23 protein-coding genes are annotated in these 21870 nt (G+C 68.9%); 9 read left to right on the top strand and 14 right to left on the bottom strand.

Annotated elements, in window-relative coordinates; all coding sequences use genetic code 11:
- Positions 1-4 precede the first annotated feature (4 nt).
- Positions 5-526, top strand: coding sequence for a shikimate kinase (locus tag IPG68_02505; protein ID MBK6762206.1), 522 nt, complete (start codon positions 5-7; stop codon positions 524-526).
- A 131-nt stretch (positions 527-657) separates the two neighbouring features.
- On the top strand, positions 658-1323 hold the full coding sequence (locus IPG68_02510; protein ID MBK6762207.1) for an alpha/beta hydrolase: 666 nt from the start codon (positions 658-660) through the stop codon (positions 1321-1323).
- Here the strand turns inward: IPG68_02510 and IPG68_02515 are convergent.
- From IPG68_02515 to IPG68_02535, 5 genes are all read right to left on the bottom strand, one after another.
- Complete coding sequence (locus IPG68_02515) at positions 1320-1877, bottom strand: two pore domain potassium channel family protein (protein ID MBK6762208.1); 558 nt, start codon at positions 1875-1877, stop codon at positions 1320-1322. The genes IPG68_02510 and IPG68_02515 overlap by 4 nt on opposite strands.
- A gap of 127 nt (positions 1878-2004) precedes the next feature.
- Positions 2005-3891, bottom strand: a complete 1887-nt coding sequence (locus tag IPG68_02520) for a glycosyltransferase family 39 protein (GenBank protein ID MBK6762209.1) — start codon at positions 3889-3891, stop codon at positions 2005-2007.
- 38 nt (positions 3892-3929) lie between these two features.
- Positions 3930-4874, bottom strand: coding sequence for an NAD(P)-dependent oxidoreductase (locus IPG68_02525; GenBank protein MBK6762210.1), 945 nt, complete (start codon positions 4872-4874; stop codon positions 3930-3932).
- 21 nt (positions 4875-4895) lie between these two features.
- Entirely contained in the window at positions 4896-5762 is an 867-nt protein-coding gene (locus tag IPG68_02530; GenBank protein MBK6762211.1) for a universal stress protein, read from the bottom strand.
- 6 nt (positions 5763-5768) lie between these two features.
- Complete coding sequence (locus tag IPG68_02535; protein MBK6762212.1) at positions 5769-7229, bottom strand: amino acid permease; 1461 nt, start codon at positions 7227-7229, stop codon at positions 5769-5771.
- A 91-nt stretch (positions 7230-7320) separates the two neighbouring features.
- Between IPG68_02535 and IPG68_02540 the strand changes: the two genes are divergently transcribed.
- Positions 7321-8205, top strand: a complete 885-nt coding sequence (locus IPG68_02540; protein MBK6762213.1) for a universal stress protein — start codon at positions 7321-7323, stop codon at positions 8203-8205.
- Positions 8206-8244: 39 nt separating this feature from the next.
- Here IPG68_02540 and IPG68_02545 read toward each other — a convergent pair whose 3' ends face one another.
- On the bottom strand, positions 8245-8421 hold the full coding sequence (locus IPG68_02545; protein ID MBK6762214.1) for an antitoxin: 177 nt from the start codon (positions 8419-8421) through the stop codon (positions 8245-8247).
- 248 nt (positions 8422-8669) lie between these two features.
- Between IPG68_02545 and IPG68_02550 the strand changes: the two genes are divergently transcribed.
- A complete protein-coding gene (locus IPG68_02550) occupies positions 8670-9560 on the top strand; it encodes an enoyl-CoA hydratase/isomerase family protein (GenBank protein MBK6762215.1) in 891 nt (296 codons plus the stop codon).
- 2 nt (positions 9561-9562) lie between these two features.
- Here the strand turns inward: IPG68_02550 and IPG68_02555 are convergent, their stop codons facing one another.
- Positions 9563-11038 (bottom strand): GMC family oxidoreductase, encoded by a 1476-nt coding sequence (locus tag IPG68_02555; protein ID MBK6762216.1) that lies wholly within the window; start codon positions 11036-11038, stop codon positions 9563-9565.
- On the opposite strand from IPG68_02555, the gene IPG68_02560 reads away from it, so the two are divergent.
- The 4 genes from IPG68_02560 to IPG68_02575 all read left to right on the top strand — a co-directional run bounded on the left by IPG68_02560 (position 11037) and on the right by IPG68_02575 (position 15261).
- A complete protein-coding gene (locus tag IPG68_02560) occupies positions 11037-12767 on the top strand; it encodes a DUF1254 domain-containing protein (GenBank protein MBK6762217.1) in 1731 nt (576 codons plus the stop codon). The genes IPG68_02555 and IPG68_02560 overlap by 2 nt on opposite strands.
- 116 nt (positions 12768-12883) lie before the next feature.
- On the top strand, positions 12884-13096 hold the full coding sequence (locus tag IPG68_02565) for a DUF2892 domain-containing protein (protein MBK6762218.1): 213 nt from the start codon (positions 12884-12886) through the stop codon (positions 13094-13096).
- A gap of 11 nt (positions 13097-13107) precedes the next feature.
- Complete coding sequence (locus IPG68_02570) at positions 13108-13872, top strand: sigma-70 family RNA polymerase sigma factor (GenBank protein ID MBK6762219.1); 765 nt, start codon at positions 13108-13110, stop codon at positions 13870-13872.
- Between the two features lie 15 nt (positions 13873-13887).
- On the top strand, positions 13888-15261 hold the full coding sequence (locus tag IPG68_02575; protein ID MBK6762220.1) for an MBL fold metallo-hydrolase: 1374 nt from the start codon (positions 13888-13890) through the stop codon (positions 15259-15261).
- A gap of 70 nt (positions 15262-15331) precedes the next feature.
- On the opposite strand, the gene IPG68_02580 is transcribed toward IPG68_02575, so the two are convergent.
- The 4 genes from IPG68_02580 to IPG68_02595 form a co-directional block, all read right to left on the bottom strand.
- Positions 15332-15952, bottom strand: coding sequence for an ABC transporter ATP-binding protein (locus tag IPG68_02580; protein ID MBK6762221.1), 621 nt, complete (start codon positions 15950-15952; stop codon positions 15332-15334).
- A 152-nt stretch (positions 15953-16104) separates the two neighbouring features.
- Entirely contained in the window at positions 16105-16896 is a 792-nt protein-coding gene (locus IPG68_02585) for an ABC transporter permease (protein ID MBK6762222.1), read from the bottom strand.
- Complete coding sequence (locus tag IPG68_02590; GenBank protein ID MBK6762223.1) at positions 16845-17210, bottom strand: hypothetical protein; 366 nt, start codon at positions 17208-17210, stop codon at positions 16845-16847. The genes IPG68_02585 and IPG68_02590 overlap by 52 nt, the downstream gene beginning before the upstream one ends.
- Entirely contained in the window at positions 17207-18298 is a 1092-nt protein-coding gene (locus tag IPG68_02595; protein ID MBK6762224.1) for an ABC transporter permease, read from the bottom strand. Before IPG68_02595 ends, IPG68_02590 begins: the two co-directional genes overlap by 4 nt.
- 124 nt (positions 18299-18422) lie before the next feature.
- On the opposite strand from IPG68_02595, the gene IPG68_02600 reads away from it, so the two are divergent.
- Positions 18423-18872 (top strand): MarR family transcriptional regulator, encoded by a 450-nt coding sequence (locus IPG68_02600; GenBank protein ID MBK6762225.1) that lies wholly within the window; start codon positions 18423-18425, stop codon positions 18870-18872.
- On the opposite strand, the gene yaaA is transcribed toward IPG68_02600, so the two are convergent.
- Genes yaaA through IPG68_02615 form a run of 3 tightly spaced genes read right to left on the bottom strand, consistent with a single transcriptional unit; the run spans position 18854 to position 21819 of the window.
- Positions 18854-19618, bottom strand: a complete 765-nt coding sequence (gene yaaA, locus IPG68_02605; GenBank protein MBK6762226.1) for a peroxide stress protein YaaA — start codon at positions 19616-19618, stop codon at positions 18854-18856. The genes IPG68_02600 and yaaA overlap by 19 nt on opposite strands.
- Positions 19619-19635: 17 nt before the next feature.
- A complete protein-coding gene (locus IPG68_02610) occupies positions 19636-20571 on the bottom strand; it encodes an FUSC family protein (GenBank protein MBK6762227.1) in 936 nt (311 codons plus the stop codon).
- A gap of 33 nt (positions 20572-20604) precedes the next feature.
- Entirely contained in the window at positions 20605-21819 is a 1215-nt protein-coding gene (locus IPG68_02615; protein MBK6762228.1) for a hypothetical protein, read from the bottom strand.
- Between the last annotated feature and the right edge of the window lie 51 nt (positions 21820-21870).

The following is a 21870-nucleotide window of genomic DNA, read 5'->3' on the forward strand; positions in this document are numbered from 1 at the left end:
GGCGGTGAACATCGTGCTCATCGGCATGCGGGGGGTCGGGAAGACCAACATCGCCCGCCGGGTCGGCTTCCTGACCAAGCGGCCGGTCATGTCCACCGACGTGCTCGTGGAGTACGAGTCGGGCCTGCCCATCCCGGAGTTCGTCGAGCACCGCGGCTGGCCCGCGTTCCGGGACGCCGAGTACGAAGTGGTCCGCAAGTTGTCGCGCCTCGACGGGCTGATCATCGACGCCGGGGGCGGCATCCTCGTCGATCTCGATGACCAGGGCGAGGAGTGCTACAGCGAACGCAAGGCGGAGCTGCTGAAATCCGGTGGGACGGTCGTCTTCCTGGCCGGGGACATCGAACGCCTGGCCGCAAAGGTCGCCGGCGACCCGCGCCGGCCCACCCTGGACTCCCGGACATCGGCCGCGGCGCTGATGCGGGCGCGGCTGCCTCTCTACCAACGCGCTGCGGACTGGACCATCGACGTGGAGGGCCGCCAGCGCGGGGATATCGCTGCCGACATCGCCGCTGCCTGCACCTGAAATCCCGGTCACTCTTGGCTACGGTGGTGTGGTAATCGCTACTCCGAGGAGGGAAACCCGTGCCGGTTGCCGTCCCCATCGTTGCCGGTACCGCCATCCGAGGCGTGGCCGCGACCCTGATGATGCGACGCGTGCTGGAGCGACACCCGAACGCGTTCCTCATCACCCTGGCCAACTTCGGCGTCACCCTGCCCATGCACAAGTCCCAGGAGCACCTCACCCGGGACATCCAGCGGGGCCTGGAGAAGCAGGGCCGGGCGCCTGACTCACCCGTCGTGCTCGTCGGCCATTCCCAGGGGGCCGTAGCATCGCTGCGCTACGCGGTGGACCATCCGCACCAGGTGCTGCACGTCATCAGCGTTGGCGCTCCCTGGCAGGGATCGCTGAGCGCGAAGCGCGTCTCGCGGATCTTCCGGTGGACCCCCCGCGACATCACGCCGGCGCTGTCCGACATGGCGGAGGGATCGCCCTTCCTGGAGCAACTCCATGACGACCTGCCGGTCATCGCCGACCGGGTGACCAACATCTACAGCACGCATGAGTTGTTCATGAGTCCTTACACCGCGGCGCACATCGACATCCCGGGCGTCACCAACTACCTCATCTCCACCGCAGCCGAGTACAAACGCCACATGGCGGCCTACCCGGATCTGCCGCTGGACGGGCACATCGAGGGCCGAATCACGCACATCGGCGAGATGAACGCCCCGGAGGTGCGGGCGGTGATCTGGGCCAAGGTGCAGGAGATCACCGACGCCGTCCGCCGCGGCGACATCGGTGAGGGCCGGCCCGCTTAGTCCACCAGCCCCTGGTGACCCATCTTGCGTTGCGTGGCACTGCGCGCGGCGGCCACGATGACCCGGGCCAGCGCCGTCAGCAGCGTCAGGCCAACCACCATCTGCAGCATGACCGCGATCTGCCCCGCTTCACTGGTGGCCACGATGTCCCCGAAACCCACCGTGGCCAGGATGGTCATCGTGAAGTAGAGGGCGCTGACCTTCGTCAGCGGGACGTTGAAGTTGCCCGGGTCGCTGGCGCTGAGCGACAAGTAGGTCAAAGCGAATATCACGACCATGGCCGTGATCATCACCGAAAGCAGGACGAAGCCCGTGCGCATGGGGTGCGGCGATTGGTTGATGCGCACCAAGGCCCACACGGCGGCCGCGGAGTACACCAGCAGCACCACCACGATGGTGATGAGCACCGACCAGGGCCGGTCGTCGTCCTTGGGGGTGGGCACCAGCAGGTAGACGGCGATCATCGCCGCCACCACGGCCAGCCCGGCCATGACCCCGGGGACCCACATCCGCACGACATGCCGCGTGCTCGACAACTGCTGCGGGTGGGTCACGCCCCTACGGTGCCACAGTCACGCCCCACCACGGGGGCTGCGACGTGCACGAGGTTGGAGAAGCCACGCGTGCGTCATCCAACCTCGCGGTCAACTCGCGGCTGGGGCACCGTCCCACAGCGCAGCCCTACGGCACCGGCCACGTCGGGGGCGGGTACAGAGGCTCCTTCGTACCCGGGCCGAGCCGGGGACCGATCGCCACCTCACCGACACACGCCTGGACCGCCGGGTCCGTCCCTCGCAGCGTGACCTGCGTGACCGGGCCTTCCACCTGGAAGAAGACGGTGTGCAGCCCCTCCCGCAGCGGAACCTGATGGGTCGTCGGCCCGATGGTCATCTGCGCGGTGGTGTCCGCGGAACTGAGGTAGGACACCTGGGCGACGAAGGACCATTGCGGGACCTCCGTGGTCATCGGCACGACCACCGGCCGGGAGGTGACGGGGTACCCACAGACCCCCTCGGGCTGGGACAGGATGCCCGGCACGAACTGCTGCTCCGCAGCGCCGTCGGGGGCGAATCCGAACAGCCCGTCGGTGGCGTACTGGACGAACGGGCGGAATTCAGGGTCCGGGGAGAAGACCACCTCAGTACTGGCGAAGGGAAGCATGAGCATGGGGTGGACGAGGTCGGTCACCGTCTTCTGCGGCAGGAACTCCGCGTTCTCGGGGATCGCCGCCATGGAACGCCCAGCGGTGTGCACGTAGTCCTTGGTCTGGCTGTTGACCCATCGCAGGCTCGGTTCCACCGCGGACACCAGGCAAGAGGTGGTGAAGGCCGCGGCGACCAGCAGCGCGACGGTGCGCCGTGAGATGCCGCGCGCGGCGAGCCGGTCGGCCAGCCGGCGGGTGCGACTGCCCCAGGGCTGCGCCTCCCCCATCACCGGGTAGAACAGCAGCGGCACGAAGAACGCCAGCAGGATCCAGAAATCCGAGGTGTACCGATACCCGGCTGAGGCGACCAGCCCGCCACCGCGGCCGTACGCCGCCACCGCGGACAGCCCCACCGCGTAGGCGATCATGCACACCAGATAGCCGGTCAGGATCGGCCGGTACCGCCGAACGATGACCACCACCGCGATGAGCAGCACGACCGCCAGGAGAGCCAAGAACGTCGCGTAGCGTGGGATGACAAGGACGCCGTTCCAGGTCTCGCCCTGCGCGCTGAACCACCACCAGGGCCCGCCGGCCGAGCCGTTCACGATGTTCAGCAGGAAGAGGTCGCGGCCGTAGCGCAGGGCCCGCAGCAGGCTCCAATCAGGGTCGCGCGAGATCGGCGCGTGCAGGCGCAGGAACAAGGCGTACCCGATCGTGAACGCGGTGACGAGGACCCAGAAGGCGGGCTTGAGCCGGAACGTGGCCCGCAGGCCGCGGGGACGGGACGCTCCGATCGGCAGATACGCGGCGAACGCCACGAGCGCGAGCAGGAACAGCGTGCCCTTGCTGATCGACATGACCGCTGCCGCAAACGCCAGCCCGGACCACAACCACCATCGGCCCGGCTGCCCTTCCAGCGCACGGACCAGGGCCCACAGCGACACCATCATGAACAGCCCGTACGGCGCGCTCTCGATGATCATGCACCACCACACGCCGACCTCGAACGTGAACGACGACAGGGCGGGCACCAAGAACGCCAGCAGCCCGGCCACCTGTGAGCCGGTCAGCCGCAGGACTATGCGCCACAGCAGCGCGAGCGTGGCCAACTGCATGAGCACCGACCACACCATGAGCGCGGTCCAGGAGCCCGGCCATGCCGCTTGCAGGACCCACTGCGCCAGCAGTCCCCAGGGCTGCACATGGCCGTAGTAGGAGCGGAAGAGGTACTCGGGGGTCAGCGACGACGTCGAGGCCCAGTAGCGCAGGGCGAAGTCGTCGGCGTAGAGGTAACCGGAGAACATCACGGTGCCGCGTACCACCAGGTAACCCAGCAGCGCGAACACCATGAGCCGGTACTGCGGCCAGCGCCGGGCCGGCGCAGGGGCCGGTGCGGCGGTCAGTGTGTTGTCGGTGCTCACCTGGTACGCCTCGTCACGCAGTCGACCGTAGCCGAACCTCAGGCAAGCAAGCCCTCGGCCTGCAGCCAGTCCGCCGTGCGCGCCATCCCCTCCCGCAGGTCCACCGCGGGTCGCCAGTCCAGGAGTCGGTCGGCCTTGGCGATGGAGTACGTGCCCTTGCGATCGGCGAGATACCGCACGGCCGCCGGACTCAATTCGATCGTGCGCCGCAGGCGGTTCGCGACGCCGGCCTGCGCCCCCGCCGCGGCGAGCATGACCGACCGGGGCAACCGCGGCACCGAGGAACGGCCCAGCATGCGCGCGTAGTGGTCGAAGTACTCACCGGTGGGCACCGCCACCCCACCGGACAGCGTGATGATCTGGCCCGCCGCGGGGCCCGTGGTCGCGGCCCGCACGATGCCCTCGGCCACATCCGTGACATAGACCGGGCTGTGCATGCCGGTGGTCGGCGCGGCGACCCGGCGGCTGCGGATCATCTGCACCGGCAGCAGGGTCCACGGCCGGCTGCGCGGACCGTACACGTCGCCGGGACGCACGATGGTCACGTCGATCCCGGAGCGGATGTGCTCGTCGAGGCACAGGTGTTCGGCGGCGATCTTCGTGTCCGCGTACGGCACCCCGGTGGGCCTGGTCGGGTACTCCTCGGTGACGCCGTCGGGGAAGTCGTTGCCGAACACCGTGACGCTGGACAGCAGGACGAACCGGTGGGCGCCGCTGTCCCGGGCAGCATCCAGGACATGGCGGGTACCCAGTGTGTTCACCCGCCAGAACGCATCGGTCCGCGACGGCATGCCGACCATGGCGGCGGTGTGGATGACGGCGTCGACGGCGCCGAGGTCCTGCCAGGCGCCGGGTTCAGCCACGTCGGCCTCGATGTCCGCGCCTGCCAGGTCCAGGCCCCGCACTTCGTGACCGGCGCCGCGCAGCGCGCGCACCACCTCGTCACCGATGAAACCGGCTGCGCCGGAGACCACGACTCGCATCCGGCCACTCTAGGGCCGGACTCAGGTGTGGCGCGGCAGTACGACCACAGGCACCGGGGAGGCGCGCACGAGTTTGTAGGTCATGTCCCCGAGGAACACCCGGCGCAGGATGCTGCCGCCGGAGGCCAGCACGAACAGTTCATCGCCGTTCCAGTCGAAGCGGCGCACGGCGGCCAGGGAGTCGTCGCCAATGCTGATCGCGGCGTCCGCCGAGGTCCCCAGCGCCCGCAGCGCCGAGTCCAGCGCGGTGCGGGCGTCGTCCTCCACCTGCCGGGCCACGAGTGCCTCGCCGTTGAACGCCTGCGTGCTGCCCATCACCCGGTGCCGGACGAGCACCGTCAGCGCCGTCAGTTGCCGGTCGCCGGCGTGTTCGGCGGCCCATTCCAAGGCAGCGTGGCTCTCCGGGGTGTCCTGGAAAGCGACCACCAGCCGCTGCAGCCGCTCCGGGCTGACCCGCCGGTAGCCGGCCGGCGCCAGCGCCACCGGGATGTGACTGCCGTGCAGGAGCTGGTCGGCGGTCGAACCGATCAGGAACCGTCCGTTGGACGCCCCCGGCGCGCTGCCGATCACGATCAGGTCCGCGTGCAGGTCGTGGGCCAGCTCCTCCAGCCCGACGCCACTGGCGCGATGGCCGTGCACCGCGGTGCCGAAATCCGTCAGGCCCCGGCGCGGCGCTTCAGCAGCCGCGTCTGCGACCACCTCGACGGCGTCCGTGCGCAGGTACTCGACCCATTCGGCGTCCACCTTGCGCTTCCCGGACTGGTCGCTGGGCGCGGCGAAGATGTTCGCGAGCACCACCTCACCGCCGAACGCCGCCTGCAGGACGCCCGCCAGGACCATCGCGTCGGACGCGGACGAATCCGGGATCACCCCGACCAGGATCTTCATGGTCGATCACCCCACCACGGGTGGCTCGGGGTCCTGCGTCCAGTCGGCCTCCCCGCGGGCCAGCCGGGACTTGCGATAGCCGTAGGTGAAGTAGACGATCATCCCCACCGTCAGCCACAGCACGAACACCAGCCAGGTGATCGACGCCAACGAGGAGATCAGGTACAGGCAGCCGATGACCCCCAGGATCGGCGTGAGCGGGTACAGGGGGGTCTTGAAGGAACGATCCATGTTCGGCCGGGAACGCCGCAGGCTGATCACCCCGGCGTTCACGATCATGAACGCGAACAGGGTGCCGATGGAGGTCGCCTCCGCCAGTTGCCCCAGGGGAACGAACGCGGCGAGGACGGAGATGATCACCGCCACGATGATGGTGTTGTTGACCGGGGTCTGGGTGCGCGGGTTCACGCGGGTGAACACCTTCGGGAGCAGGCCGTCGCGGCCCATCGCGAACAGGATGCGGGTCTGCCCGTACATGGTCACCAGGACCACCGAGAAGATCGAGATGACCGCGCCGAGGGCGATGATCGCCCCGGCCCACGTGCCGCCGGTAGCCTCGTTGGCCACCCGGGCGAGGACCGCCTCGCTGCTCTGCCCCTCGTAGTCCGCCGGCTGACCACCGTTCGCGCCGATGGTGGCGACGGTGACCAGCAGGTAGAAGACGGTGACCACGATCAGGGAACCGATGATGGCCAGCGGCAGGTCCCGCTTGGGGTTCTTGGCCTCCTCGCCGGCAGTGGAGGCGGCGTCGAAGCCGATGTAGGAGAAAAACACCTGACCGGCGGCCGCCCCGATGCCGGCGATGCCCAACGGGGCGAACGGGGCGAAGTTGCTGCCGTCGAAGGCGGTGAAGGCCACCGCGCAGAAGAAGATCAGGACCCCCAGTTTGAGGATCACCATGATGTTGTTCATCGTGGCTGACTCGCTGGCACCTCGCAGCAGCAGGAACATGCAGGCCAGCACCACGAACACGGCCGGGATGTTGAACACGCCGCCGCCCCCCGGCGGGCTGGCGAACTCCGGTGGGATCGTGATGCCGAAGGTGGCGAGGAACTCGTTGAGGTACTGCCCCCAGCCGACGGCCACCGCGGCCACCGCGACGCCGTACTCGAGCATCAGGCACCACCCGCAGATCCACGCGATGATCTCGCCGAGAGTCGCGTAGGCGTAGGAGTACGAGGACCCGGACACGGGGATGGTACCGGCGAGTTCGGCGTAGGACAGGGCGGAGAAGGCACACACCACGGCGGCGAGCACGAACGAGAGGATGACCGCCGGCCCGGCCTTCGGGATCGCCTCACCGAGGATGACGAAGATACCGGTGCCGATGATGCTGCCCACGCTGAACATGAGCAGCGCGAAAAGGCCCATGCTGCGCTTCAGGCCCCCGTGGTCGCCCTCTTCCACGATGTGGTCGGGGTTCTTGACCCGCATCACCTGCTTGAGCAAGGGCTGGCTGCTGGACATCGGTGCTCCCGTCCGTCGACCCGCAAAGTGCGCGTCGACGGCGCTACGGTACTTGCCTAGGCAGGTGCATTGCAGGATGGCGGGAGTCGCGATGAAGTTGGTAATCGGAGTGGCCGACGACGCCACCTCTGTCGACGCGGTGGCATTCGGTGCGACCCTGGCCCGGACCTTCCGCGCCGAGGTGACCCTGGTGACCGTCAGCGCCACGGCCGACGAGTACATCAACGACCACCTGAACCCCCGGGTGCAGCAACGCCGCGGTGACGAGGCCGCCGACCTCGTCGACGACGTGGCGCAGAGACTGTCCGCCGACCACGGGATCCGGGCCCAGACCGTGGTTCACCACCATCGGTCGCTGGGGACCGGGCTGTCGGAGATCGCCGCGGAACTCGACGCCGACCTGCTGGTGGTCGGCAGCGGGCCCGGCGGGTCGATCGGGCGGTTCACGATGGGCAGCACCACCAACCAGTTGCTGCACCACTGCACCCGTCCGCTGGTGCTCGTCCCGTCCGGCTACGCGCGGCACTCGGTACCCAAGGTCGGCCGGGTACTGGTCGCGTTCGCCCAGGGGCCGGAGGGCGAAGTGGCCCTGGCCCGCGGTGCTGACCTCGCCCGCGCAGCCGGCCTGCCACTACGGGTCCTCACGATCCTGGTGCGCCACCGGGTGTACGGCACCGAACTGGGAGCCGATGCCGAGGGCGGGGTGCTGAACGAGTCGCTGGCCATGCTCCGTGGCTACCAGGAACACGCACTGTCGCTGACCGACATCAAGGGCCTGGACATCAGCACCGACGTGCTCGTCGGCGACTCCCCCCTGGCGGCGATGAGCCGCGAGGACTGGGAGCCCGGCGACCTGCTGGTCGTCGCCTCAGCGGGCGGCGGCATCCTGCGCCGGGTCTTCCTCGGTGACACCAACTACAAGATCCTGCGTGCGGCCACCGTGCCCACGATGGTGTTGCCGCGCCACCACGACTGAGACGTTTCGGTCAGGTCCGCCCGCGTTTCGCCAATCGGGCTACTCGCCGCTGATCGCGCCCTTGGCAGTCTCCGCTGCCTTGTCCACCATGCCATCGACCTGATCCGGGGTCATCTCCTTGACCTTCTCCGCGGCGGTGTCCACGGCGTCGGCCACCTTGTCGGCATGCTGCCCGGCGAGGTTCTTGGCCTGGTTGGCGATGTCTTCGATACCCATGAATGCTCCTTGGTCGGGGTCCCACGGTAAGACCGATGGCGGCCTTGCGCATTTTGTGGTTCGGGTCGCCCACCGGTTGCCGCACCCCCGCGGCGTTGGAGAACGTGCACCGCGTTGGAGAACGCACACGTGGGTTCTCCAACCTCGTGAACAACCTCCAACCTCGCCGTGGGACCGACCGAGGCAGACCGCCCTACCGCCCCCCGGGATCCGGTTCACCGTGCCCGCGGGCATGAAACGATGCGATCATGCAGCTGCCCACCCTGGTCCTGGAGCGCCGTGGACCGGTGCTCACCGTTCGCATCAGCAATCCTCCTGACGACCTGCTCGACGGCCGGGTGATCGCGGACCTCGACGTGCTGGGCCGGCGCCTGCTGGCCGACCGGTCGATCCGGGCCGTCGTCCTCACTGGTCCGCGGCCGGGGGTCTTCATCCCCCACTACGACATCGCGGAGATCGCCGACGGCGCGGAGAGCCTCGGCCTGGCCACCCCCTACGCAGGGGCACGGGTGAGCCTCGCCGCACTCAAGGCCCTTCGCCACGTCCCGGGGGCGTACGGCCTGCTGCGCCACACACCGTTGGCACCCGCCCTGGACCTGCCGACTACGCACGCCGCCCTGGCGCGGTTCAGCCGGTTGCCGCAGGTGGTCATCGCCGCCATCGACGGCGACGCGATGGGCGGCGGCTGCGAAGTGGCGCTGGCCTGCGACATCCGGCTCATGTCCGACGGCGACCACCGCATCGGGCTCCCCGAGATCAGCACCGGGATCCCACCGGGGGCTGGTGGCACGCAGCGGCTCGCGCAGGTCGTGGGACCGGGCCGGGCGGTGGCGATGGTTCTGCAGGCGCGCGTGCTCACACCGCAGCAGGCGCTCGACCACGGCCTGGTCGACCAGGTCTGCGACGACGTGCAGGAGGCGGCCATGGAGGTCGCGCAGCGCGTCGCGGCCTGGAACCCCATGGCCGTGCGCAGCGCGAAGCGCGCGATGCTGCCGCCGAGGGGCCTCGACGTGGAGGCGGCCGGGTTCATGGCGACCGCCTCCCACAAGGAGGCCATCAGCCGTATGCGCGAGTTCGGTGCGCAGCCGCAGTCCCCGTGGCGCGACCGGTCCTGGGTGCACCAGCGCACCGAGGTTTGATCTCAGGCCGCCAACCAGCGGGCACAGGCCCTTTCCGCCAGCGCCGTGATGGTCCAGGAGGGGTTGACCCCGATGTTCTCCGGCACCACCGAGCCGTCCATGACCCGCAAGCCCTCGTAGCCGAACACCCGGTGGTCGGGGTCGACCACCCCCACCGACGGGTCCGGGCCGAGCACCGCGCCGCCAAGGATGTGCGCGGTCGCACCCATCCCGAGCAGGCTCTCCAAGACGGTGGAGTACGCACGGCCACCGGAAACCTCGGCCACCGCCCGCCCCGCCGCGTCGGCCTGCGGAAGGGACACCGGCACCGGGTCCACCCCCACCGGGATCCGCGAGCGCAAGCGCCACCCTGCCAGTCCCTTGCGCAACTCCAGCGCCATCTCGTTGTCGGCCTTCTGCATGACCGTCAGGATCGTGACCCGCTTGTGCCAGTCCCGCGCCCGGGCGTTCGCTGTGGCTGTCCCCGGGTGGCGCAGCATCGCCTTCAGCGTCTGGCGCCGGCGGTTGCCCGACACCAGCGGGCTGAGATACCAGCGCATGAACCCGTAGGACTGCGGGAACCGGTTGTTGGTCACATGGGTGCCCGGGTCGGGGTAGAAGTCCCCTGAAATGGTGGCGCCCTGCGAGATGTCGGTGCCCGGTGGGTGCAGGATCGCCGAGAAGGCCTCAGAGTTCGTCCGCACCTGCCGGCCGAGCATGGGGGACAGATCCGGCAGCGTGCGCCACCGGTCGCGGCAGGCGGACAGCAGTTCCACGGTCCCGAGCACACCGGCGGCCAGGACCAGTTCCTTGGCCTCGACGCTGGACACCTGCCCGGTTACCGGATCGCGGGTCACCACGCGCCACCCCGGGTTCAGTGGGACCAGGACCTCCGCCTTCGACAACGGCTGGATCCGGGCGCCCAGTTCCTCGGCCTGCGCCAAGTAGGTGATGTCGGTGGACTGCTTGGCGCCGTAGGGGCAGCCGGTGATGCACTGCCCGCAGGCCACGCAGTCGGCGAAGTGAATCCCCTGGTACGTCGCGCCGTAGGTGTGACCCACCCCCAGCCGCTCGGCGGCCGCCTGCAGCCACTCGTCCTGCAGCCCGCGCTGCGGGTTGCGTTCGCGGCCCAGCATGCGCCCCGCCTCGTCGAAATGCGGTGCGAGTTCGCCGGCCCAGTCCACTCCCGCCCGCTGCCAGCCCGGAGCGTCGTAGTGCTTGGGTTGCAGCAGCACGGCTGCGTACACGATCGAGCCGCCGCCCACACCGATGCCGCCCACCACGGTCAGGTGCCGCAGGACCGTCTGCCGGAAGTAGCCGTGCAGACCCACACCCGGCTCCCAGAGCAGGGAGGTCGCCCGCTGCGAACCGGCTTGCAGATCCTCGGGCGTCAGTCGCCGGCCCTGCTCGAGGACGACCACGCTCCTGCCCGCCTGCGCGGCACGCAGGGCCGCCACGCTGCCGCCGAACCCGGAGCCGATGATCGCCACGTCGTACATGGGTCCATTACATCGCTGGCTGCTGCGCGTCACGGTTCCGGACCCGGACTGGACCACTCCATGCAGCGTCTGCCGCGGCACTGCGGTGGAAGCTGTTGTCGCAGCCGCCGGTGCCCCGCATAGTCCTTGCATCGCGGGTAGCCTTGGGGTCAACGCGCGGGAGGTCGTTGTGCAACTGGATCGGGAACCGTTCGGTCACGTGCCCGTGACGATCACGACGCCGGACACCGTCGATTCGCGGATCGGTGAGTTGTCGTTCACCGATGGGTTTCCCACCGCAGCGACTGCGGCGCTCCTCCAGGACGAACTCGATTACCTTCACGGTGTCGAAGCGTTCATGAACACCATCCAGGCCGTGTCACTGTGGGCGTTGCGGCGAGGGTTCGCCGATGCCGGCATCCAGGACAACGAGTTCCTCATCTTCTCGGAGATGATGGACGCGACGTCCTTGTTCCTGACCGCGAACGCCGACACCGTGTACTTCTGGAGCAACATCAATCTGGCCGACGGCCCGATGGTCATCGAGACGCCGCCGGGTGCTTTCGGCGTCATCGACGATTTCTGGTTCCGATGGATCGGCGATTTCGGCTTGCCCGGGCCTGATCGCGGCGAGGGAGGACGATACCTGCTGGTGCCGAGCGGGTACGACGGTCCGGAACCTGACGGCTTCATCGTCTATCGCTCCCGCACGAGCCTCGTGATGATGGTGGGTCGCCAATTCCTCGTGGACGACGATCCCGCGCCCGCGGTCGCATCCATCCGCGAGAACTTGAGGGCGTACCGCTACCGCCCGGGAGGGGTCGGCACAAGCATCGGAGCGTTCCTCGCCGGGCGCGCGCCGTTGGTGCCGCTGACCGAGCCGACACCGCCACGCCTCGTGGAAGGCAGCGGCTTGGAGATCCACACGATCCCGCCGAACGACTTCGGGCACTTCGAGATGCTCGATGAGCTGGTGCAGCACGAGTCGGCTGACGCGTTGGATGTCGAATTGGCCGGGCAGTTCGCCGCGATCGGTATCCGGAAGGGCGAGCCATTCAACCCCGACCCCAGGTTGCGGGCCGCGCTGGAACAAGCAGTCGCCGTGGGCAATGCCGCGGCGCGCATGCTGGGGATGGGCGCCGGCCCCTCGGACCAATGGCGCTACTACGGGCCGGAATCATCATGGTGGAATCCGCTCTTCGAGGGCGGATACGAGTTCCTCGACCCGCCTCCGATCGTCACACCGGACCATGCCGTCGAACAGTTCCCGCGGCGCGGAGCCCGGCGATTGCACTCCCGGACCTCGATGTTCTACATAGCCACGGGCGTCACTCCCGCGATGTGCATGCGGCTGACCAATATCGGGTCGCAGTACCTGGTCTGCGCGGTCGACTCGGAGGGGGAGCCGTTCGACGGCTCACGAACCTACGTCATGGCCCTCCCGCCCGACATCCCAGCGGGACGGTTCTGGTCGACGACCGTCTATGACAATCAGTCCCGCTCGATGCTGCGGACGCCGCAACGGTTCCCACGGGCTGGCAGCCAGGGCTATCCGACACCGGCAGCCACTCCCGATGCGGACGGGTTCACGAGGATCTACTTCGGGCCCACTGTGCCCGACGGGGTGCAGCCGGGCAACTGGATCCAGACCGATCCCGCCAGGGGATGGTTCCAAATCCTCCGCTGTTACGCGCCGCTGCAGCCGTTCTTCGACAAGACCTGGCAAGCAGGGGAGGTCGAACCGCTCTAGATGGCGGTTCGGTCTCCAGTGGCGCGATCTGGCTCTCCTTGCGTTCTCGCGCCGGGGGTTTTGTATCCCTCACGGCCGTTCGAACGTCCTGACCGGTGAGAACCCAAGGAGGAACAATGACCACCAACGAATCGACCGCCGACCGCAGCATCCGTGCCTTCGTCGGCGTCGCCGCGCTCATCGCCGCCTTCGTCATCGGCATCGGCAGTGTCGGCGGGATCATCCTCGCCGTGGTCGGCGTCGTGATGCTTGTGACCGCTGCGATCGGCTTCTGCCCGATCTACCGCGTGTTCGGGCTGAGCACTCGCAAGGTCCCGCAGCAGAGGTAGCATTCGGCGCGGTGGACGCGAGTGAACTGGCCGGGGCCCTGCCCGCGCAGATGCCGTCGCTGTACCGGTACGTGCGGTCCATCAGTCGTGACGACGCCACGGCGGAGGACCTCACCCAGGAGACGCTCGCACGGGCCCTGGAGAAGGCTGCCACGGTGAAGTCACCGGGGAGTCTGCGGTCATGGCTTTTCCGCATCGCCCACAACACGACCATCGACTTCTACCGGCGGCACCGCGAGGAGCCCAGCGAGGATGTCGCGCTGGAGGTGGAGAGCCGGTGGCACGACGACGACTACACCGTCGACGCCGCGGTGGTCGTCACCCGCAGCGAGACCGCTGACGAGGTGCGCGACGCCCTGGTGCGCATCCCTGTGAGCTACCGCAGCGTGGTGGTCCTGCACGACGCCGAGGGGTGGACCAGCCAGGAGATCGCCGACGTCATGGACCTGAGCCTGCCGGCGGCCAAACAGCGCCTGCGCCGGGGGCGCATGATGCTGGTCTCGGCGATGGCCCGGGATCACGAACGCCGTGTCGCCACCGCCGATGTCCCGCTGCGCTGCTGGGACGCCCGCAAGCACGTCAGCGCGTACCTCGACGCCGAGTTGCCCGCGGCGACCGCAACTGCAGTGGAACAGCATTTGGCCGGCTGTCCGACGTGTCCACCTCTGTACGCTTCCCTGGTCAGCGTGCGCGACGCGATGTCGTCGGGATTGCAGGATCCGGACACGGTGATCCCAGAGGCGGTGGCGGCGCGCATCCGCACATTGCAGGGGTAGGACCACAATGGAGGGGTGGACCTGTCCCTGACTTTCCTCGGCGCGGCCGGCACTGTCACCGGCAGCAAGTTCCTCATCCGCACCGACGGCACGCAGGTCCTGGTGGACGCCGGGCTGTTCCAGGGCGTCAAGTCCCTGCGCCGGCGCAACTGGGACCCGCTGGGTTTTCCGGCTCCGGCCCTCGACGCGGTCGTGGTCAGCCATGCCCACCTCGACCATTGCGGGTATTTGCCGGCGTTGGTCCGGCAGGGGTTCAACGGCCGGATCGTGCTCACCGGGGACACCGCCGCACTCGCTGAGATCGTGCTGCGCGACAGCGCGAAACTGCAGGAGGAGGACGCGAAGTACGCCGCGGCGAAGGGGTTCTCCAAACACCGGCCGCCGAAACCGCTGTACGACGCGGACGACGTCGAACGGACCCTGCCGTTGTTCACCGTCGTGGACTTCGACACGGAGGTCCCGTTCGCGCCGGGGCTGGCAGTGCGGCTGCCCACGGCCGGTCACATCCTCGGATCCACTTCCCCGGTCGTCAGCGCCGATTCGACGTCCATCGGCTTCTCCGGTGACCTGGGTAGGCCCAACCATCCGCTGCTGCGACCGCCTGCCCCGCCGCCCGCGGCGCAGGCCCTGGTCGTCGAGTCCACCTACGGCGACCGCGTCCACCCACCGAACCCGCAGGACGACCTGGCCGCGGCGATCACCCGCACCATCGAACGGTCGGGGTCGGTGGTCATCCCGGCGTTCGCGGTGGACCGCACCGAGTTGCTCCTGCTGACTCTGCGGGACCTGATCCGCGCAGGGCGCATTCCGCGCGTGCCGTTCTTCGTGGACAGCCCGATGGCGCTGCGAGGGTTGTCCGTCTACCGCGACGCGGTCGCCGCCGGCCACGGCGATCTGCGCCCGGATCTGGCGCCGGACGTGCTGCACGACGGCGACATCCACGCAGCGTCGTCAGCGGCGCAGTCGGAAGCGCTCAACGACCCCTCCGTGCCGTGCATCATCATCTCGGCGTCGGGTATGGCCAGCGGCGGACGGGTGCTGCACCACCTCAAGCACATGCTGCCCGATCCCCGGCACAGTGTGCTGCTGGTCGGCTATCAGGCCGTGGGCACCCGCGGCCGGGACCTCGCCGACGGTGCCACGCAAGTGAAGATCCACGGCGAGTACGTGCCCGTCCGCGCCGAGGTCGTCGATGTGCAGGGGTTCAGCGTTCATGCCGATGCCGACGAGTTGCTGGCCTGGCTGGGATCCGCCCCCGCGCCGCCCACCGTCGTCTACGTCGTGCACGGCGAGCCGGCCGCCTCCGCCGAGCTGGCCCGCCGCATCGCCAGCGAGTTGGGCTGGCTGGCGGTGGTCGCACGCGACGGGGAACGGGTCCGGGTCCGCTGAAGCACGGGTTTGGGTAACGCGGGACAACTCAGTTGTCTGACGTTACCCGGACTTGCACGACGGCCGGCCCTCAGTGCGCCAGCGCGCTCGGCTGCTCCACGTGGGTCAGATGACCGTCGAGGATCTCGAAGACCCGGTCGGTGTACTCGACCATGCGCAAGTCGTGGGTGACCATGATGCCGGTCTTGCCGCGCTGCTTGATCTCGCGCGCAAGCAACTCGACGACCTGCCGGCCCAGCTTGGTGTCCAGCGCCGCGGTGGGCTCGTCGACGAGGATCAGGTCGGGGTCGTTCATCAACGCCCGCCCGATCGCCACGCGCTGCCGTTCGCCGCCGGACAACTGCTCGGGCACGTTCTTGGCCCGCGGCGCCAGGCCGAGTTCCTCGAGCAGTTGGTCGGCCCGCCTGTGCGCCTCCTTGCGCCCGACGAGCTTCTGCAGCGTGGAGACGTACAGCAGGTTCTCCCGCGCGGTCAGGAACGGCACCAGGTTCGCGGCCTGGAACACGAAGCCAACCCTTTCCGCGCGGAACGCGGTCAGGTCCCGCTTCGACAGGCCCGCGACGTCGGTGCCCGCCAGGGCGATCGTCCCGCTGGACGGGGACAACAGCCCACCGATCATGGAGATGAGCGTGGTCTTGCCCGAGCCGGACGGGCCCAGCAGGGCGACGAACTCACCCTGATCGACCGCCATGGTCGCGCTGCTCACTGCGTGTACCTCGGTGTCACCCGACCGGTAGACCTTGCTGACATCGCGGACCTGCAGGATCGCGCCGGCATGGGCCTGGGCGTCCTGCGCCGGATCGAGTCCGGGGTCCAGCGGGTGGGCGGGCACGAAGTCCTCGTTCACAGCGTTCCTCCGATGGCGGTGGCGGGGTCGATCCTGGAAATCCGGCGCAGGGAGAAGGCGGCGCCCACCACGCCCGCGACCACGGTGAATACGGCAATGGTGATGAGGGTCTCGGTGCGGAACAGCGTCGGCACCTCGTCCGGTACGACTGCTCCGAGCCCGCGCGAGGCCAGCGCACCGATCAACACACCGATGGCCGACGCAATGATGGCCTGCACGACCACCCCCGCGCCCAGCTTGCGGGTCGGGGTCCCGAGTGCCTTGAGAGCCGCGAAGAGTTCCCGCTTCTCCAGCACGATCAGCGCGAAGAACAGCGCGACCACCAGTGCTGCCACGGCGAGCGCCGTGTAGATGATCGAGTTCAAGGTGGACTTCTGCTGCTCGACGCCGGGGATGGCCAGTCCGGTCGCCTCCGCGCTGAGCACCGTGAGGTCGCCGATCTCACCCTGGATCTGCTCGGCACTCACTCCCGGCTCGGCCACGATGGCCACGGCGTTGACGTCGTCGGTGACACCGGTGAACTCGGGGCGCACCTCGTTGCGCATGGCCCGCCACGTGTCGATCGACGTCCAGACCGTGGGTTGCAGTTGGTAGGCCGAGTCGCGCACGATGCCGACCACCTCGACGGGCTGATCACCCACAGTGACCTCGTCACCGATGGCCACGCCCTCGTCAGCGAGGTCCTTGTCGATGGCGGCCACGCCGTCCTCCCCCGGCGCCGGCAGCCGGCCATCGGTCAACGTCGTGGGGACCCCCGCCCCGTCCGACTGCACACCGAAGACGGCCACGTCGTACTCACCCGAGGGCGCTTTGCCCGCGGTGAGCAGAATCCCGACCCCGCTGGCCTGCGCCACCCCGGGGCATCGGCGACCTCGCGCACCTGTTGCGGGTCGAGACTGGAGCGGATCAACGATCCCTTGGCGTCGGAGCTGAACGCGTACGCCGTCGCGTTGGTGGACCGTACCGCGCCAGTGGCGCCGTAGAACAGCCCGTCGGACAGCGCGCCCAGCGTGAGGACCAGGAAGACGATCAGGGACAGCGCCGCGATGATCGAGGCGAATCGGCCCCCGCCGCGACGGATCTCATTGAGTGCCAGCATCATCGTGCACCTGCCGCGGTGAAGGGGTCGATCTGGGAGATCCTGCGGATGCTCAGCAGGCCCGCCAGCAGCGAGAAGATCAGGACAGCCCCGATCGTGCCCCCGACCAGGCCGGGCGACAGCGACACCGGAATGCCGGAGTTCAGCCCGCGCACCGCGAGCAGGGTCAGCACGACCGCGATCGCCGAGGCGACCAGGACCACGACGGTGATCTGCAGCGCGACCACCCCGGAGAGCTTCGCAGGCCCGGCGCCGATGGCCCGCAGGAGCGTGAAGGACTTCAACTTCTGCACCGTGAGGATGAGGAAGAAGAACCCGATGACGACGATACCGATGATGAACGTCAGACCCACGAGGATGCCGAACGTCTGGCTGATCGATGCCACCCCGGGGATGAGGCTGACGGCGTCGTCCTTCGTGTACGCCTTCGTGCCGGCAACCTCCTGGTTGATCGCGTTCACGACGGCTGCCGGGTCACCGCCGGTCTGGACCGCCACCGCGTTGACCGGGACGAACGGCACGTTCGGGTTGGTCACCCGCACGAGCTCGCCGTAGACCTCCTCGGTGAGGTAGGCGGTGGGTGAGGCGTTGAACTGCGCACCGCGCAGCAGCCCCACGACGGTCAGCTTCTTCTCGGCGGCGGTCAGGTCGAGGGTGTCGCCGACCTCGTAACCGCCACCATCCATCGCCACCTCCGTCGCGTTCTGCGGCAGGCGGCCCTCGCTCAGGCCCGTCGGTGCCCCCGGCTGCCCGGGCTGGAAACCGAACACTTGCAAGTCCTCGGTCCCATCCTTCAATGCCGCAGACGTGGTGAGAACGGAGATCGGCCCGGCCGCCGTCACGCCGCCGACAGCCGCCACCTGCTCCACCGTGCCAGGTTCCAGCCGGCTGGCTTGCAGGTTGTCGCGCGCAGTCTCGGAGTAGACGAGGACCGTTGCGTCCACGCCCTTCAGGGCCCCCGTGATGGAGTTCACCAGGGCGTTGGACAGCGTGGTGAGCAGCAGTACGAGGAAGACCAGCAGCGACACGGCACCCGCGAGCAGGCCGAACCGCAACTTGGATCTGCGCATCTCGGTGAGCGCGAGGTTCATGCGCGCCTCCAGATGCGGGACCTGTCCACCGGCCTTACCGTCGGAGCAGAAGTTCTCACGGACCCAAATTTACTTCACACCCTGATTGTCAGCAACCTGAGGAATTTCGGGATAGCGTGGGACCGTGACGACCGCCCCCGACGCCCCGGTGGAGAGGTGGCCGCTGAGCCGGCTTCTGATCACGGCCAGCCGCCTGGTCGAGCACGACATCGCCGAGCAACTGCGCCCCTACAGGCTGACCCACGCCAGTTTTGGGGTGCTGGCGCTGGTCTCCCTGGGCCCCATGTCCCAGCGTGCCCTCGCCCGCGCCAGCCGGGTGGAGGAGCAGACGATCAGCCAGACGGTCGACCGGCTGGAACGCATGGGCATGGTGACCAGGGAGAAGGATCCGGAGGACCGCCGCCGCTTCCTCGTGACCATGACAGGTGCCGGCCGCGAGGCCTTCCGCCACGCCACGAGCAAGGACCGCGCCGAACAGGCGCTGGCAGGCCTTCCAGAGGCCGATCATCTGCGAGCTGCGCTCGCCACCCTCATCCGGCGCCTGGGCGGGGAGAACTACGTGCCCGCGGGCTGAGCGCCACCGCGCATCACGTCGAGGCGCCGCCCGTCCAGATCAGCCGCGAAGCCGGCGCCCCGGACCAGCTCGAGCAACTCCCGCGGGGTGCGGGGCTGCTGCGGGGCGCGGGCCAACGCCCGCGCGAGATGTCCCTTCGTGGCCTTGTTGAAATGGCTGGCCGCGGTGCGCTGACCTGCCGGCCCGGTCTGCCATACCTTCACCGTCACCGCACCCGGCGGCAGGCTTACGAAGCCGGCGTACGGGGTGGGCAGCATGTCCACCACCAAACCGCGGTACGCCGCCACCTCGTCGCTGACCGCAAGGCGCCAATAGGCAGGCAACGAACCGACCCCGGGCAGCCGGGAACCACCGGACAGCCGGTAGGCGGGGATGCGGTCAGTGGGCCGCAGGAGCCCGAACAGGGCAGACACGATCGCAATCCTGCGATTCACCCGGCGCAGTTCCTGCCCCGACAGCGACGGATAGCCGAGCGCGGTGTACAGCACTCCCGTGTACACGCGGCTGGCGGCAGTGGTGGCCGCCGTGGCCAGTTCGCTGTTCTGGACCACCAGGGCGAACTGCGTCGGGCCGAGGCCGAGGGCGTCGATGGCGGTCGCCGGATCGGTCTGGCACAAGTGCCGCAGAGTGTCCAGCACCCCGCGGCGCAGGCCCGTGAGTGCCGGGGCCGAGAGCGTCGCGAGATCCAGGGGCCGCCCTCGCGCGGGGGCGTGTTTCGACTCCGAGGGGGGCAGCAGGATCAGCACGCGGCCATCGTGGCAGATCAGCCCGTCGCGGCTGGTTCACTGTCCGGGCCACGCGCCAGGGCCAGGGACAGCAGGCCGCCGGCCACGCATGCACCCACGGTGTAGAGGACCCGCAGGCCGTCCATGTGCATCGTGTCGCCGACCGATCCAGAGCTCACCAGGAAGATGACCATGGGGGTCATGAACGTGACCTGTAGCACGTAGTTCCGCTCGGCCATGTACGCGAACATCAGCATCATGCAGATGGCGGCCAGCCCGATCTGCCACGGTCTGGGCAGCGGCGACAGGACGACCGCGATGATGGCGCCGAGCACCGTACCGACGACCCGCTGGCGGTTCTTGGTGAGCGAATCGATCGTGTAGGGCCGTAGGACGATCGCCAGTGTCATGACCAGCCAGTAGGCCTTCGGCATGTCGTAGTGCAGACCGATCGCCGTGGCCGCGCCACACGCGACCGCCATCACGATGGCGTGCCGCACGGCCGCATCGAACGGCACCGGGGTGGGCTCGAGGTGCGCTTTCAGCAGGTGCACCACGAGGATCACGTACGCACACACCGCGGCCATCACCAGCGCAACCGTCAGCGGCGGATTCGCCGGGGGGTTCATCCCCATCACGGCGGCCACGACCGGCCCCACTCCGAACACCCCCGCGCTGAATCTGCTGAGCAAACCCGCGGCCAGGCAGGTCACCACCACAAGTGCGACCACCGCCACATGGTTGTCGTGCACGGCCGTCCCAAGTGCGCCCACCCCGACCAGCGCGGCGGACATGCCGATCGCCTGCCGGGTCGTGCAGTACGGCACGAAAGCGGTACTCAACAGCGCCATCACGGCGGGCAGTATCGCCTTGCCGCCGACGACCAGCACCGTGGCGATCATGGGCACCAGCACCACGGCCGTGATCTTCAGGGCCGCGGTCAGGGACTTCCCCTGAGGTGGGAACTGGCTCATAGGTTCACTGTGTCACCGGGGGCGGGACGCCGGTCACTGCGATCCGAACAGCGGGCCCACGGTCTGGGTCTGCTGCACGCTCGTGTCCGACGAGGACGTGGCCACCAGCGTGATCTGGTGGGACTTCCCGTCGCACGGCACGTCCGGCACATCGGCCTTGCCGGAGGTCGGCAGCCCCGCCTGCATGCCGGGATCCTCGCCATCCACCTCGAAGGCGACAGTCTGGGCGTCCGTCGTCCGATAGGTGGCCTTCGCCCTCACCGTCGAGCCCTGGCAGCCCTGGGCGTCGAGGGTGTACGAGTCGATGACCGGCTTGGTGCCGCCACCGGAGGGGACGGTCGCCAGGGAGTGCACGACCGATGCCTGCTTGCCGTCCGGCGCGGTGACGACCAGCCCGATCTTCTGGGTCCCGTTGCGGCACGGGACGGTGACGGTGGCCGAACCGCTGGCCGACTGGTCCTTCGCCGCGACCCCGCCGTCCAGAGTCACCTCGGCGCTCTTGGCCCCGGTGCTCTGCCAAACGACCTTGACGTCGACGTCACTGCCCTGGCAGTGCACGGAACTGGCCACGGAGAATTGCGTGATCACCGGGACCGCCGCGCCCTTCACATACTGGGTGGCCTGCACACTCTGGCCGTCGGTGTTGGTGGCCACCAGCGTGATCTGGTGCGACTTCCCGTCGCACGGCACGTCGGGCACGTCCGCCGAACCGGAGGTGTCCAGACCGGCCTGGGCGCCGGGGGCCTGGCCGTCGACCTCGAATCCGACTGTCGTCGCGCCCGTCGTCCGGTACTGCGCCGGGACTGCCAGGGTCGAGCCCTCACACTGGCCGGCGGCCACCGTGAAGGCTTCGATGACCGGGGGTTCGGTGGGCTGCCCCTCGACTGTCTTCAACCGGTGGGTCTCGGAAGCCGTTTCCCCCGCCGCGTTGACCGCCGTGAGCATCACCTCGTGCGTCGCGTCCTGGCACGCGACGTTCACCGTGGCCGAGCCGGTGGGGTCGAGGTTCTTGCTCTCCCGGGTCCCGTCAACCGAGAGCCCCGCCGATTGTGCGCCCCGCGTGGCCCATTTGATCTCGACCGGCACGTTGCGTTCGGTGCAATGCACCGCGGACTTCATGGACAACTCGGTGATCACCGGGGCCGGGGCCACCGTGGTTGATGGCGACGACTGATCGCCGCCGGATCCGGACGAGCATCCGGCCAGCACCACCAGGCAGGCCGCGGTCAGTGTGACGATTCTGCGCACGCGCAGAGCCTAGGGGCGCGACGGTGTCGATGGCGCATCCGCACCGGCGCG

It is taken from the genome of Micrococcales bacterium (assembly GCA_016703125.1).
In the GTDB taxonomy this organism is placed as follows: domain Bacteria; phylum Actinomycetota; class Actinomycetes; order S36-B12; family UBA10799; genus JADKAV01.